Origin of the sequence: Marinobacterium sediminicola (assembly GCF_022343685.1) — a bacterium.
Classification (GTDB): Bacteria; Pseudomonadota; Gammaproteobacteria; order Pseudomonadales; family Balneatricaceae; genus Marinobacterium; species Marinobacterium sediminicola.
In genome coordinates this window covers 1,921,208-1,934,496 of record NZ_CP092123.1, presented here as the reverse complement: position 1 = coordinate 1,934,496, position 13,289 = coordinate 1,921,208, and the positions used below count along the sequence as shown (strand labels likewise).

At 52.9% G+C, this 13,289-nt stretch carries 14 protein-coding genes; 12 read left to right on the top strand and 2 right to left on the bottom strand.

The window, feature by feature from the left end:
* Positions 1–9: 9 nt before the first annotated feature.
* From LN244_RS08980 to sthA, 8 genes are all read left to right on the top strand, one after another.
* Entirely contained in the window at positions 10–1,218 is a 1,209-nt protein-coding gene (locus LN244_RS08980; RefSeq protein WP_239039463.1) for an NADH:ubiquinone reductase (Na(+)-transporting) subunit B, read from the top strand.
* Complete coding sequence (locus LN244_RS08975; RefSeq protein ID WP_239039462.1) at positions 1,208–1,984, top strand: Na(+)-translocating NADH-quinone reductase subunit C; 777 nt, start codon at positions 1,208–1,210, stop codon at positions 1,982–1,984. Before LN244_RS08980 ends, LN244_RS08975 begins: the two co-directional genes overlap by 11 nt.
* A gap of 3 nt (positions 1,985–1,987) precedes the next feature.
* Entirely contained in the window at positions 1,988–2,647 is a 660-nt protein-coding gene (locus LN244_RS08970) for an NADH:ubiquinone reductase (Na(+)-transporting) subunit D (RefSeq protein WP_239039461.1), read from the top strand.
* A gap of 3 nt (positions 2,648–2,650) precedes the next feature.
* Positions 2,651–3,259 carry an NADH:ubiquinone reductase (Na(+)-transporting) subunit E gene (nqrE, locus tag LN244_RS08965; RefSeq protein WP_239039460.1) on the top strand — a complete coding sequence of 203 codons (609 nt, stop codon included), beginning with the start codon at positions 2,651–2,653 and terminating at the stop codon, positions 3,257–3,259.
* Between the two features lie 38 nt (positions 3,260–3,297).
* Positions 3,298–4,530: an NADH:ubiquinone reductase (Na(+)-transporting) subunit F gene (gene nqrF / locus LN244_RS08960; RefSeq protein WP_239039459.1), complete on the top strand. Its 1,233-nt coding sequence runs from the start codon at positions 3,298–3,300 to the stop codon at positions 4,528–4,530.
* Between the two features lie 5 nt (positions 4,531–4,535).
* Positions 4,536–5,585, top strand: coding sequence for an FAD:protein FMN transferase (locus tag LN244_RS08955; RefSeq protein ID WP_239039458.1), 1,050 nt, complete (start codon positions 4,536–4,538; stop codon positions 5,583–5,585).
* 2 nt (positions 5,586–5,587) lie between these two features.
* A complete protein-coding gene (gene nqrM / locus LN244_RS08950) occupies positions 5,588–5,824 on the top strand; it encodes a (Na+)-NQR maturation NqrM (protein ID WP_239039457.1) in 237 nt (78 codons plus the stop codon).
* Positions 5,825–5,911: 87 nt separating this feature from the next.
* The gene (gene sthA, locus LN244_RS08945; protein ID WP_239039456.1) at positions 5,912–7,312 is read left to right on the top strand and encodes a Si-specific NAD(P)(+) transhydrogenase; all 1,401 of its coding nucleotides are present in this window, start codon (positions 5,912–5,914) and stop codon (positions 7,310–7,312) included.
* Positions 7,313–7,343: 31 nt separating this feature from the next.
* On the opposite strand, the gene LN244_RS08940 is transcribed toward sthA, so the two are convergent.
* Positions 7,344–7,655, bottom strand: a complete 312-nt coding sequence (locus LN244_RS08940; RefSeq protein ID WP_239039455.1) for a hypothetical protein — start codon at positions 7,653–7,655, stop codon at positions 7,344–7,346.
* 166 nt (positions 7,656–7,821) lie between these two features.
* Here LN244_RS08940 and LN244_RS08935 point away from each other — a divergent pair, with 166 nt between their 5' ends.
* Entirely contained in the window at positions 7,822–9,072 is a 1,251-nt protein-coding gene (locus tag LN244_RS08935) for a lipoprotein-releasing ABC transporter permease subunit (RefSeq protein ID WP_239039454.1), read from the top strand.
* Positions 9,065–9,751, top strand: a complete 687-nt coding sequence (gene lolD, locus LN244_RS08930) for a lipoprotein-releasing ABC transporter ATP-binding protein LolD (protein WP_239039453.1) — start codon at positions 9,065–9,067, stop codon at positions 9,749–9,751. Before LN244_RS08935 ends, lolD begins: the two co-directional genes overlap by 8 nt.
* A gap of 1 nt (position 9,752) precedes the next feature.
* Here lolD and LN244_RS08925 read toward each other — a convergent pair whose 3' ends face one another.
* Positions 9,753–10,328 carry a DUF2062 domain-containing protein gene (locus tag LN244_RS08925; RefSeq protein WP_239039452.1) on the bottom strand — a complete coding sequence of 192 codons (576 nt, stop codon included), beginning with the start codon at positions 10,326–10,328 and terminating at the stop codon, positions 9,753–9,755.
* Between the two features lie 42 nt (positions 10,329–10,370).
* Here LN244_RS08925 and LN244_RS08920 point away from each other — a divergent pair, with 42 nt between their 5' ends.
* Positions 10,371–12,602: a DNA internalization-related competence protein ComEC/Rec2 gene (locus LN244_RS08920; RefSeq protein ID WP_239039451.1), complete on the top strand. Its 2,232-nt coding sequence runs from the start codon at positions 10,371–10,373 to the stop codon at positions 12,600–12,602.
* Between the two features lie 62 nt (positions 12,603–12,664).
* Positions 12,665–13,285 (top strand): MotA/TolQ/ExbB proton channel family protein, encoded by a 621-nt coding sequence (locus tag LN244_RS08915; protein ID WP_239039450.1) that lies wholly within the window; start codon positions 12,665–12,667, stop codon positions 13,283–13,285.
* Positions 13,286–13,289: the final 4 nt, after the last annotated feature.

The following is a 13,289-nucleotide window of genomic DNA, read 5'->3' as shown; positions in this document are numbered from 1 at the left end:
AGGCTGGTCATGAGTTTGAGAACCGTTCTGGATAAAATGGAGCCGCATTTCCACAAAGGCGGCAAATACGAAAACTGGTATGCGCTTTACGAAGCGGTCGATACCATTTTCTATACTCCGGGTCATGTGACCAAAACTGCTGCGCATGTGCGTGATGGCGTTGACCTTAAGCGCATCATGATTCTGGTGTGGCTGTGTACTTTCCCGGCAATTTTCTTCGGCATGTACAACGTTGGTCTGCAGGCCAACACTGCCATGGCCGAACTGGGCTTGGCTGAGTCCACTGGCTGGCGTGGCGCGCTTGCCGCTTCTTTGACCGGATTCAACCCGGACAGTATTTGGGACAACATCATTCATGGTGCTGTCTACTGGCTGCCGATCTATATCACTACATTTGTAGTGGGCGGTTTCTGGGAAGTGCTGTTCGCCATGAAGCGTGGACATGAAGTAAACGAAGGTTTCTTCGTCACTTCCGTGCTCTTTTCGCTGATCCTGCCGCCGACCATTCCGCTCTGGCAGGTTGCTTTGGGTATCAGTTTCGGCGTTGTCATCGGTAAGGAAGTTTTCGGTGGTACCGGCAAAAACTTCTTGAACCCGGCGCTGACGGGTCGTGCCTTCCTGTTCTTTGCCTATCCGGCGCAGATGTCCGGTGATGCGATCTGGACAGCTGTCGATGGATTCTCTGGCGCTACTCCGCTGGGCCTGGCGGCCATGGGTGGTGTGGAAGCGATCCTGAATGCCAATGTGACCTGGTTTGATGCCTTTATCGGCACCATTCAGGGCTCCGTCGGTGAGACCTCTACACTGGCAATCCTGATCGGCGGCGCGGTGATTCTGTTTGCCCGTATCGCTGCATGGCGCATTGTGGCAGGGGTGTTCCTTGGCATGGTTGCCATGTCGACACTGTTCAACCTGATCGGCTCCGAAACCAATCCGATGTTCAATATGCCGTTTTACTGGCATCTGGTACTGGGTGGTTTTGCCTTCGGCATGATCTTCATGGCCACAGACCCGGTTTCTGCGTCCATGACCAATACCGGCAAGTGGGTGTTTGGTGCGCTGATCGGTGTAATGGTGGTGCTGATCCGTGTTGCCAACCCGGCCTTCCCGGAAGGCATGATGCTGGCGATTCTGTTTGCCAACCTGTTTGCACCGCTGATCGACAACTTTGTTGTTCAGGCGAACATTAAGCGGAGGATGAAGCGTAATGTCGGCTAATAACGATACTATGGGCAAAACTCTGCTGGTGACCATCCTGCTGTGCGTAATCTGCTCAGTAGTGGTATCAGCGGCAGCAGTGATTCTGAAGCCCAAGCAGGTCGCGAACAAGGAACTCGACCGTAAGAGCAATATCCTTGCAGCCGCCGGCATCTCTGATCCGAGCAAGAGCATTGATGAACTGTTCCAGCAGATCACGACCAAGTACGTCGATTTGGACAGTGGCAAGTTTGTTGATGTGCCTGCCGGTTACGACGAAGCCAAGGCTGCTAAAGATCCTCAGCAGGGCACCAAGCTTGCTCGTGAAGACGATATTGCCGGTATCAAGTACCAGGCCAATATCAAACCGGTCTACCTGGTTCAGGGTGCTGATGGTTCTGTAGAAAAAGTGGTCCTGCCGGTTCATGGCAAGGGCCTGTGGTCTACCCTTTACGGTTTCCTGGCGCTGGAAGGTGACTTGAATACCGTTGTGGGGCTGGGCTTCTACTCTCACGCTGAAACCCCAGGTCTGGGTGGGGAAGTGGATAACCCTGCCTGGAAAGCGCTGTGGCCTGGCAAGAAGGTGTATGGCGAAGATACTACAGATCCCCAGATTGGCCTGATCAAGGGTGCTGTTGATGCTTCAACACCGAATGCCGAGTACAAGATTGATGGTCTGTCCGGTGCGACGCTGACCAGCAACGGCGTGACAAACCTGGTTCAGTTCTGGATGGGCGAGAATGGCTATGCGCCGTTCCTGAACAACCTGCGTGCAGGGGAGGCTTAATCCATGTCCAATACTAAAGACGTTCTGGTAACGCCAATTTTCAAGAACAACCCGATCGCTTTGCAGATCCTGGGTGTATGTTCTGCGCTGGCCGTTACCTCCAATATGGCGACCGCCCTGGTAATGACGTTGGCAGTAACCGCTGTTACGGCATTCTCCAACTTCTTCGTGTCGCTGATCCGTAACCACATCCCGGGCAATATCCGTATCATCGTGCAGATGACCATCATTGCGTCGCTGGTAATTGTGGTTGACCAGATTCTCAAGGCGTTCGCTTATGAGATCTCCAAGCAATTGTCGGTATTCGTTGGTCTGATTATTACCAACTGTATCGTGATGGGTCGTGCAGAAGCCTATGCTATGAAAAACCCGCCCATGGCCAGTTTCATGGACGGTATCGGCAACGGTTTGGGCTACGGTGTGGTACTGCTTTTCGTCGGTTTCTTCCGCGAACTCTTCGGTGCAGGCTCACTCTTCGGTGTCGAGATTCTGCCGTTGGTCAACAACGGGGGCTGGTACCAGGGTAATGGTCTGATGCTATTGCCGCCGAGCGCATTCTTCCTGATCGGTATCTTTATCTGGATCATCCGTACCTGGAAGCCGGAGCAGGTCGAGAAACCTGATTTCGAAATGGCGCCGAATACCAAGAAGGAGGCTGCGTAAATCATGGAACAGCTGATCAGCCTTGCTGTTAAGGCAATTTTTGTCGAAAACATGGCGCTGGCTTTCTTCCTCGGGATGTGTACCTTCCTGGCGATCTCGAAGAAGGTTCAGACAGCGATTGGTCTGGGTATTGCCGTAATCGTGGTGCTTGTTATCACGGTCCCGGTCAACAACCTGATCTTCAACTATCTGCTGCGTGAAGGTGCACTGGCCTGGGCCGGTTATCCTGAAGTCGACCTGAGCTTCTTGGGTTACATCTCCTACATCGGTGTAATTGCCGCGATCGTGCAGATTCTGGAGATGTTCCTGGACAAGTTCGTACCGTCGCTTTACAACGCGTTGGGTGTGTTCCTGCCGCTGATCACCGTGAACTGCGCCATCATGGGTGCTGCTCTGTTCATGGTAGAGCGTGATTACAGCTTCGGCGAAAGCGTTGTGTACGGTGCAGGTGCTGGTATCGGTTGGGCGCTGGCAATTGCTGCTCTTGCGGGTATCCGTGAGAAGCTCAAGTACAGCGACGTGCCGCACGGTCTGCGTGGCCTGGGCATCACCTTCATCACTGTGGGTCTGATGTCTCTTGGCTTCATGTCGTTCTCCGGCGTTCAGCTGTAAGCGGTCGGCACGGGAAGCTTAAAGGATAGGATAAACTGATGAATACAGAAGTCATTATCCTCGGTGTTGTGATGTTTACGGCGGTGGTGCTTGCACTGGTTGCCGTGATTCTCGCAGCTCGAGCCAAGATGGTCAGCTCCGGCAATGTGACCATCGAGATCAACGATGATCCGGAGAAGTCGATCACCGTTCCAGCGGGTGGCAAGCTGCTGCAGACCCTTGCTGACAAGGGTGTGTTTCTTGCCTCTGCCTGTGGTGGTGGTGGTACCTGTGCGCAGTGCAAGTGCCAGGTTTTCGAAGGTGGTGGCTCCATGCTGCCGACCGAAGAGTCGCACTTCACTTTGCGTGAGGGCAAGGAAGGCTGGCGTCTGTCCTGCCAGGTTGCTGTAAAACAGGACATGAAAATTCACGTTGAAGACGACGTTTTCGGCGTGAAGAAGTGGGAGTGTACCGTTGAGTCAAACCCGAACGTGGCGACCTTCATCAAGGAGCTGACCCTGCGTCTGCCGGAAGGCGAGAACGTGGACTTCCGTGCTGGGGGTTATGTTCAGCTGGAAGCGCCGCCGCACGTGGTGAACTACAAGGATTTCGATATCCAGCCCGAGTTCCGCGGCGACTGGGACAAGTTCGACATGTGGCAGTTTGTGTCCAAGGTGGATGAAACGGTTATCCGTGCGTACTCCATGGCAAACTACCCGGAAGAGCGTGGTCTGGTTAAGTTCAACATCCGTATCGCGTCACCGCCTCCGGGCAGCCAGGGCATCCCGCCAGGTCAGATGTCTTCTTACGTCTTCAGCCTTAAGCCGGGTGACAAGATCACTGTTTACGGACCCTTCGGTGAGTTCTTCGCCAAGGATACCGATAATGAGATGGTCTTCATCGGTGGTGGTGCCGGCATGGCGCCGATGCGTTCACACATCTTCGACCAGCTCAAGCGCTTGAAGTCCAAGCGCAAGATTTCCTTCTGGTACGGTGCTCGTTCCGTGCGCGAAGCCTTCTATGTCGAAGAGTTTGACAAGCTGGCGGAAGAGAACGAGAACTTCACATGGCATCTGGCGCTGTCCGATCCGCTGCCGGAAGATAACTGGACTGGTTACACCGGCTTTATCCATAACGTGCTGTATGAGCACTACCTGCGTGATCACGAAGCGCCGGAAGATTGCGAATACTACATGTGTGGTCCGCCCATGATGAACGCTTCTGTGATCAAGATGCTGGAGGATCTCGGTGTCGAGCCTGAAAATATCCTGCTGGATGATTTCGGTGGCTGATATCGATGGCTAATCAGATGCGTCTGACAAAATGGCTGGCAGCTTCGCTGCTGGCCGTTTTTGTTTTTGGGGTGCTGGGCTGTAGTCCTTCCCCCAGGGAGCAGGTTGTCAGCTTCCAGGGTTTGACCATGGGGACCAGTTTCAGCATGAAATGGGTGGCAGCTGATGACAGTCAGTTGGTTCCTGTTCGTCGTGAAGCGGGTGCACTACTGGCCCGAATTAATCAGCAGATGTCGACATACATCGACGACTCCGAACTGTCCAGGCTTAACCTGGCCGAGGCAGGGCAGTTACAGACCATCAGTCCAGAATTGCAGGAAGTGCTGCTGCTGGCCGCTGAAATCAGTGATCTGACCAGCGGTGCCTTCGATGTCACGGTTGGACCCTTGGTTAATCTGTGGGGGTTTGGTCCAGATGGGCGAATTACGCACCAGCCTGATCAGGCCGAGGTGGATCGCTTGCGCAGCAAGGTTGGTTATCAGTATGTTCACATCGATCCTGCGAACTCGATGTTGATGAAGGAACATGATCAATACATTGACCTGTCGGCTATTGCCAAGGGGTATGGTGTTGATCAGTTGGCAGAGTTGCTTGAGTCACACGGTATTCAGCGCTATCTGGTTGAAATCGGTGGAGAGCTGCGCGTCAAGGGTGTTAAACCTGGTGGTGAGCCTTGGCGTTTAGCCATTGAAGCGCCACATGCAGGTGCCCGTGAAGTGCAACAGGTTATCAGTATTGAACAGGGTGCTGTCGCGACATCAGGTGACTATCGGAATTACTTCGAGGAAGATGGTGTTCGCTATTCCCACACCATTGACCCGAGAACAGCCTATCCCATCCGGCATCGGCTGGCGTCTGTTACTGTTATCACGGATACCTGCGCAGAAGCGGATGCATTAGCAACGGCCCTGATGGTGATGGGCGAGGAACAAGGTTACAATTTTGCACTCGAACAGGGAATCAAAGCCCTGTTCATCAGTAAGGCGGACGAGGGTTTCGTTACTCGATTCACACCCGGGTTTGCGCCTTATCTGCAAGCGTCCATTGGGAGGTAATAATGGAAACGATGATTCTGACATTTGCGGCATTGTTGTTGATTGTAATTGCCATGTCAGTTGGTGTATTGCTGGGTCGTAAGCCGATTGCAGGGTCCTGTGGCGGCATGGCTTCATTGGGTATGGATACGGTTTGTGATATCTGCGGTGGTGATCCCAACAAGTGCGATGAAGAGCAGGAGCGTACTGCATCTAGCGCGCCTGCAGATCTTGCATATGAGATTAAATCTAAAGGTTAATTGTTGTTGTAACAGGGATCTTTAAGCTGGTGTTCGGCCGCGATTTACTTGGGTCAGCATTGGTTTTGATCAACTAAGGGGAAAGTAATGGCTGTATATGACTATGATGTCGTGGTGATCGGTTCCGGTCCCGCTGGTGAAGGGGCTGCTATCAATGCGGCCAAGCAGGGCCGACGGGTGGCAATTGTCGAGGAGCAGGATACCGTTGGCGGCAATTGCACCCATAAAGGAACCATCCCGTCTAAGGCACTGCGTCATTCTGTCAAACAGATCATAGAGTTCAATACCAACCCGATGTTTCGTGACATTGGTGAGCCTCGCTGGTTTTCTTTCCCGAAGGTGCTGAAGCGTGCCGAGAAGGTCATTTCCAACCAGGTCATGCTGCGTACGAACTTCTATGCACGTAACCGTATAGATGTTTTCTTCGGTCACGCAAACTTCCTCAAGCCGGGTGAGATCCAGGTTGAAGGTCGTAACAGTGGACGCGAAATTTTGCGGTCGAAAAACTTTGTGATCGCCACCGGTTCAACACCCTGGTGCCCACCGGATATCGATTTCAGTCACCCGCGTATCTACAACTCTGACACCATTCTCAAGCTGAGCCATACACCGCGCACACTGGTGATTTTTGGTGCAGGAGTCATTGGCTGTGAATATGCCTCAATCTTCAGTGGCCTGGGTGTTAAGGTTGACCTGATCGACATGCGAGATCGTCTGCTGTCATTCCTCGATGACGAAATTTCAGACGCGCTCAGTTACCACCTTCGTAACAATGCCGTGAAAATCCGTCATAACGAGGATTACGAGTCCGTTACCGGTGATGCGCATGGGGTCACCATCTCGCTGAAGTCCGGGAAGCGTATCCGTGCCGATGCCTTCCTGTGGTGTAACGGCCGTACCGGCAATACCGCGGGTATGGGGCTCGAGAATATCGGTTTGGAAGCCAACAGTCGCGGTCAGCTGACGGTGGACGAGCATTATCGTACCCAGGCAGAAGGTGTTTATGCTGTGGGCGATGTTATTGGCTGGCCGAGCCTTGCATCTGCTGCATTGGATCAGGGGCGCTCAGCTTCTGCGGACATGCTTTCTGCTGATGACTTCCGCTACATTAATGACGTGCCGACAGGTATTTATACGATTCCTGAAATCAGTTCTATCGGTAAGACCGAGGAAGAGTTGACCGCCGAGTGTATTCCTTATGAAGTGGGCCAGGCGTTCTTCAAGGACACCGCTCGTGCGCAGATTTCCGGTGAGCCAGTGGGCATGCTGAAGATTCTGTTCCATCGTGAGACGCTGCAGATTCTGGGTATCCACTGTTTCGGTGACCAGGCATCCGAGATCATCCATATCGGTCAGGCAATCATGCGTCAGGATGGTGAAGCCAATACACTGAAGTATTTCATCAACACCACTTTCAACTATCCGACTATGGCAGAGGCCTACCGAGTTGCGGCGATTTCCGGTCTCAACCGTATTGCCAATCTGTAAAGCGGCAGGCGCAATAAAAAAACCAGAGCGTTCAGCTCTGGTTTTTTTTATCCTTTTTTGGCGGTAAATAGACCTCATCTTCAAGAAAGCGTCCTTTGACCTTTAGTCTGGACTCAATCCAGCGATTATAGAATTTCCACAGCAAAAACCCTGGGGTCATCATCAACATGATCGCAATCATCAGTCCTGCACCAGCGTGAGATGCGGGGAAGAAATCAACGATCCATTGCAGTACTCCCAGCTCGCGACCGACATAAAACCAGACTATAAGGCCGACAAATCCGACAGCTGTTGCCAGCAGGTAAAGTCTGGGGTGGGGAGTATCGAGGGGCTTGAGGCTCATGTTTACTTTCTACGTGGTTATGGGGTGCTTGAAGTGCATCATAACAGCTGCGCTGATCGTTGCTAATAAGCATGATGTTGCTCTGTTGCAACAGCGATGGGGAAAGGGTCAGTAATTTTTCGAATCTGTTAGAGCTTGCACAATAACTGTGATTTAATCCTGCACCATGTTTAGACCATTATCGATATTTGTCGGCTTGCGCTATACCGCAGCGAAGCGCGGCAACCATTTCATTTCGTTTATATCTCTGGTGTCCATGCTTGGCTTGATGCTGGGTGTGGCGGCGTTGATTGTTGTGCTATCGGTCATGAATGGTTTTGACCGTGAGTTGCGGCAACGCATTCTGGGTATGGTGCCCCATGCGACTCTGGCCGGTTACGCCGAGAATGGACTTGAAGACTGGGGTACTCTACGTCAGCAGGTGTTGAATCAACCCGGTGTGGAAGGTGCTGCGCCTTATGTTCAGGCGCAGGGCATGCTGACCAGTCGCGGTCGGGTTCAGGGCGTCCTGGTAAACGGAATTGATCCCGAGCTTGAGTCCACTGTTTCCATCATCGACAGGCACATGCAGCAGGGCAAGCTGTCCGAGCTTGAGCTGGGTGGCTACGGTATCGTGCTGGGGGAACTGTTGGCGCGTCATCTGGGAGCAGGGGTTGGTGACAAGGTGACACTGGTGTTGCCTGAGGCATCGATCAGTGTCGCCGGTGTTATTCCAAGGCTAAAGCGCTTCGATGTGGTTGGAGTGTTCTCGGTGGGTGCCGAGCTGGATGCGAATCTCGCCTATATTCATCTGGCAGATGCGGCTCGAATCAAGCGTATGCCTGCTGGTCATGTCGATGGGTTGAGAGTCAAATTTGACGATCTATTTACGGCGCCCGCTCAGGCTCGTGCTATTGCTCAGACGCAGTCCCGACCTCTCTATGTCAACGACTGGACTCGCAGTCACGGTAATCTGTTTCAGGCAATCCAGATGGAAAAGCGGATGATTGCCTTGCTGTTGTTGTTGATCGTTTTCGTAGCGGCTTTCAATATTGTGTCAACATTGGTCATGGTTGTGACCGACAAGCAGTCCGACATTGCCATACTGAGAACAATGGGGGCTACTCCGGCGGTCATTCTTCGAATCTTTATGGTGCAGGGCATACTGATCGGTGTGATTGGCACCGCGCTTGGGGTACTGCTGGGTGTAACGCTTGCACTGACCGTGACAGACCTTGTGGCCTGGATAGAGCGAGCACTGGGAATCCAGTTCCTGTCCGCCGATGTGTATTTCATCAGCTACCTGCCATCCCAGTTGATCTGGTCCGATGTTGGCCTGATTACAAGTGCAGCCTTGGCCATCAGTTTTGTTGCAACACTGTATCCGGCCTGGCGCGCATCACGAACTCAACCGGCGGAGGCTTTGCGTTATGAATGAGGCCGTTTTGACCTGTCATGGTATTGATAAGAGCTATCAGGAAGCGGGTCAGCCGATTCATATTCTGAAATCCATCGAGCTTGCGGTGGCGCAGGGCGAGCGTTTGGCCATCGTTGGCAGTTCGGGCAGTGGCAAGAGTACATTGCTTAATATCCTGGGCGGGCTGGATAAGCCGGACGCCGGTGAAGTTGTCGTATCCGGGCAATCGCTGTACGGCGTTAGCGAACGTCAGCGTTCAAGTATTCGCAACCGAAAGCTGGGTTTCGTTTATCAGTTTCATCACCTGCTTCACGAATTTACTGCGCTGGAAAATGTGGCAATGCCATTGCTGATTGCAGGACACTCTAGCGCGGAGGCGGGTGAGCGGGCTGCTACGCTGCTGGCGCGGGTTGGTTTGCAGCATCGCGTGCGGCACAAACCGGCACAATTGAGTGGCGGTGAGCGACAGCGTGTGGCAATCGCGCGTGCATTGGTCAATGAGCCAGCCTGTGTCCTGATGGACGAGCCAACGGGAAACCTGGACCGTCACACGGCCGAAGATGTGCAAAGCTATCTCAATGAGCTCAACGAGACTTTGGATACCGCATTTGTCATTGTGACGCATGACATGCAGTTGGCAGGGCAGATGGGGCGTGCGCTCGAGCTGGTCGATGGGGAGTTGAGCGAGTTTCGGGGCTAGGTTAGCGGTTTTTGTTTTTGCGTTTATTGCGCAGCTGTACGCGTTTGCGCCAGGTTCTATTGACGTGCCAGATCCAGAAGCGGCTAATCGTTAAATAGCCGAGCAGGCTGAAAACCAGACCGCAAACCATGCTTCCCAGGAGTAAGGGCCACCAGATTGAAGCGAACTCTGCCTGAATGGTCTCCAGGTCCCAGGACCAGTTTTGCCCAAGACTGGACTCCATTCCGAGGATCCATATGCCGAGACGGTAGCAGGCATAAAATATGGGTGGCATGGTGAAGGGATTGGTGATCCAGACCAGTCCAACCGAAATTGGAAGGTTGCTCGACATAAGTAGTGCGAGTAAAGCTGCCACGATCATCTGCCCCGGGATGGGCATGAATGCACACAGTATCCCCACCAAAAAGGCACGCGCAACGGATTTGCGGGTCAGATGCCAAAGGTTGGGATCATGCAGGTGTCGGCCAAGCCAGCTGAGATGACGATGCGATCTAAGCATCTGTTCATCCGGCATGTATTTTTTAATCAGCTTGCGTGGCATTGAGACAGACTTACCAGTTCTGACAGGTGGGCTCATTATGCCGCCAGAACTTCATTAAGCCAACCGTAAGGATCAAGGATGATCGCTTATCTGTTTGGAATTCTGGCAGTTACCTTCGTACCTGCATTGTCATGGGCCTGGTTGCTGTTGGCACTTGCCCTACCAGTCCTTATGTCGAACGGCATTCGCCGGTTAGTACTCCCTTTCGTGATGGGGCTGCTGGTTGCGACCTTGTACGGTCATTGGCAACTTGCGCATCGTTTTGAGCACTCCCCAAGCGATTATGTTTTTACAGCAGAAATTGTCGACTTGCCCCGCTATCAAAATGGGCGTTATGTACTGCTGTTGAAGCCAATTAATTCCGCTGAGCTGGCTTCAGAAGTGAAATCTCTCAGACTTATTCGTGCAACCTACTATGGGCAGGAATACACCTTGTACGAGGGGGATGAGCTTGAAATGCTTATCCGCTTGAAGTCGCCGGGTGGTTTGCGCAACCCTTCCGCGTTTGATCTTGAACGCTATTACCTTGCCAATGGAATTGATGCCCGAGGTTACATAAAGGAGATCAGGTCTCATTTAAGTGTAAAGCCGGGGCTTGGGAATCTTAGGCAAAGACTTGCCTCATATTTTGAGGATGCTTTCCCGGCAGCCAGCGCAGTGATGTTCAGGGCGCTTGTACTGGGGGATCGCAGTCAGATCTCTCCCGATCAATGGCGGATTCTACAGGTTACTGGAACGGCTCACCTCTTTGTCGTCAGTGGTTTGCATGTGGCTGTGGTGGCCGCACTGGGCTGGGGGCTGGGACGGCTCTTGCAACTGCCGACATTGTTGCTTGGCTGGCGCCATGTTGGCTGGTACATGTTTCCATCAGCGACAGCCTTGCTGATTGCCGGCAGCTATGCATGGCTATCGGGTTGGGGGATACCTGTTCAGCGTGCCTGGTTGATGCTGGCTGTTTTTGTGATCGCCGGTTGGATGCTTCGGCCCTTGTCGGGGTGGGAAAGGTGGAAATTGGCTTTGGTCGTGATTGTCAGCCTGCATCCGCTGGCTGTTCTTGAAGCAGGCCTTTGGCTTTCATTTGGGGCGGTGGCGTTAATCCTGTTGATGCAAGGTGATTCAGAACTACCTCGTCCCTGGAGTCATGTTGAGCTAGGCGCCAGGCTTCAATTGATGCTGTTTGTCGGTATGTTGCCCTTGATGGCCAGTGTCTTTAATCAGTTCAGTCTGCTATCGATACCGGTCAACCTTGTCGCGGTTCCGATGCTGACCCTTGTCATCTGGTCGTTGCCGGTGGTGCTGTTATTGCCCTGGATTGATACTGGGCTGACCGCGGGTATAGAGCGTGTGGTTGAGGTGCTTTGGCAGTTGCTGTTCTGGTGTGGGGATGTATTGGGGCTACATGCTCAAGTCGCTGCACCTGGCGGTGTTGTGCTGATCATTGGCGGAGTGGCGGTGCTGCTGCTTTTGCTTCCAATACCGCTTTTATACCGTATGTTGGTAGTGCCTCTGCTCGTACCGTTGCTATCCGTGCAAGCAGCGAAGCCATCTGAGGGTCATTTTCGAGCCTGGCTGTTTGATGTGGGGCAGGGGCAGGCCGTGTTGGTTGAAACTGCAGGTGGAGCTGTGTTGTATGATACCGGTCCAGGTTACTCATCAGGTGGTGCGGCTTTTGGATATGCGGTTCAACCGATGCTGGTTGACAGGGGAATACGTGCCCTCCAGGCACTTATTGTCAGTCATGGTGACAGTGATCATGCCGGCGGTTATGAGGTCGTGAGACAGTATTTCAGCTATTCGATGGTCTATGCCGGTGAGCCCGAACTGACCCCTGGAGCAATGGACTGTTCCGATCAGCAATGGCAACTGGGGGGTGTCAGCTTCGGTTTTCTGCGTGCCTACGATAAGTCTGAAGGACTTAGCAGCAATAACCGTTCCTGCATTCTGCGTGTTGAAAATGGAACCTGCAGCCTGTTGATCACGGGGGATCTGGATATGAGTGGCGAATATAAGCTTTTATCCGGCGGTCATCATGCCCCTGTTACCTGGTTGGTTGCAGGTCATCATGGCAGCCGTGATTCGACCACAGGGGCAATACTGGATTTGCTTGCCCCTGAATGGGTATTGATAAGTGCGGGTAAATACAACCGTTTTGGCCACCCCCATAAAGAGGTGATCGCAAAACTGGAGGCGCGTGATATTCCGTGGATGGTGACGGCCAATGCCGGAGCAATTGAAATGGTTGCCGATATGGAACACTGCTCCACTCAGGCACTCCGAGAGCAGGAAAAGCGTTATTGGACAGCCGGTTAACGCCTTACTCCCGGTAAGGATGCTGTGATAAAGTGAACCCACTAACAGGAGGTGAGTTTAAGGTGTTTGAGATTATTGTTGCAGGTGGCTGGTTGATGCTGCCTATCGTGGCCTGCTCCATTGTTGCGCTAGCAATCTGCGCTAACCGTTTGCTGGTGCTCCGTCCTCAGCTGATCACACCATCTGGACTCTTGGCTGAAGTATGGGAGCTAACACGCAGCGGTCATATGACAGCCGAGCGCATGGGGGCCATTCGGGCCGGAAGCCCTCTTGGACGGATTATCGTTTCCGGACTGAACAACTCTCGCCATGGCCGCGAAATTATGAAGGAAAGTATTCAGGAGGAAGCCTCTCATGTGGTGCATGATCTTGAGCGATTCCTGAACCCGCTCGGAACTATTGCTGCCATCACCCCATTGCTGGGGCTTTTGGGGACTGTTATCGGCATGATCAAGGTATTTATGGAGATCATGATCCAGGGAACCGGGAATGCGAGCATTTTGGCCGGTGGTATTTCAGAGGCATTGATCACGACAGCCGCAGGGCTTTCAGTCGCAATCCCCGCCCTGGTGATGCATCGTTATTTCCAGCGCCGTATCGACAGTCTGGTGCTGACCATGGAGCAGGAGTCGATCAAACTGGTCGAAGCCATCCATGGTGACCGTGAAGTTGATATCCACTAATCCG

What these genes read in the sequence shown, in the direction of transcription:
- LN244_RS08980 (WP_239039463.1), top strand. Translation starts at nt 10, where the DNA reads ATGAGTTTGAGAACCGTTCTGGATAAAATGGAGCCGCATTTCCACAAA.
- LN244_RS08975 (WP_239039462.1), top strand. Translation starts at nt 1,208, where the DNA reads ATGTCGGCTAATAACGATACTATGGGCAAAACTCTGCTGGTGACCATC.
- LN244_RS08970 (WP_239039461.1), top strand. Translation starts at nt 1,988, where the DNA reads ATGTCCAATACTAAAGACGTTCTGGTAACGCCAATTTTCAAGAACAAC.
- nqrE (WP_239039460.1), top strand. Translation starts at nt 2,651, where the DNA reads ATGGAACAGCTGATCAGCCTTGCTGTTAAGGCAATTTTTGTCGAAAAC.
- nqrF (WP_239039459.1), top strand. Translation starts at nt 3,298, where the DNA reads ATGAATACAGAAGTCATTATCCTCGGTGTTGTGATGTTTACGGCGGTG.
- LN244_RS08955 (WP_239039458.1), top strand. Translation starts at nt 4,536, where the DNA reads ATGGCTAATCAGATGCGTCTGACAAAATGGCTGGCAGCTTCGCTGCTG.
- nqrM (WP_239039457.1), top strand. Translation starts at nt 5,588, where the DNA reads ATGGAAACGATGATTCTGACATTTGCGGCATTGTTGTTGATTGTAATT.
- sthA (WP_239039456.1), top strand. Translation starts at nt 5,912, where the DNA reads ATGGCTGTATATGACTATGATGTCGTGGTGATCGGTTCCGGTCCCGCT.
- LN244_RS08940 (WP_239039455.1), bottom strand. Translation starts at nt 7,655, where the DNA reads ATGAGCCTCAAGCCCCTCGATACTCCCCACCCCAGACTTTACCTGCTG.
- LN244_RS08935 (WP_239039454.1), top strand. Translation starts at nt 7,822, where the DNA reads ATGTTTAGACCATTATCGATATTTGTCGGCTTGCGCTATACCGCAGCG.
- lolD (WP_239039453.1), top strand. Translation starts at nt 9,065, where the DNA reads ATGAATGAGGCCGTTTTGACCTGTCATGGTATTGATAAGAGCTATCAG.
- LN244_RS08925 (WP_239039452.1), bottom strand. Translation starts at nt 10,328, where the DNA reads ATGAGCCCACCTGTCAGAACTGGTAAGTCTGTCTCAATGCCACGCAAG.
- LN244_RS08920 (WP_239039451.1), top strand. Translation starts at nt 10,371, where the DNA reads ATGATCGCTTATCTGTTTGGAATTCTGGCAGTTACCTTCGTACCTGCA.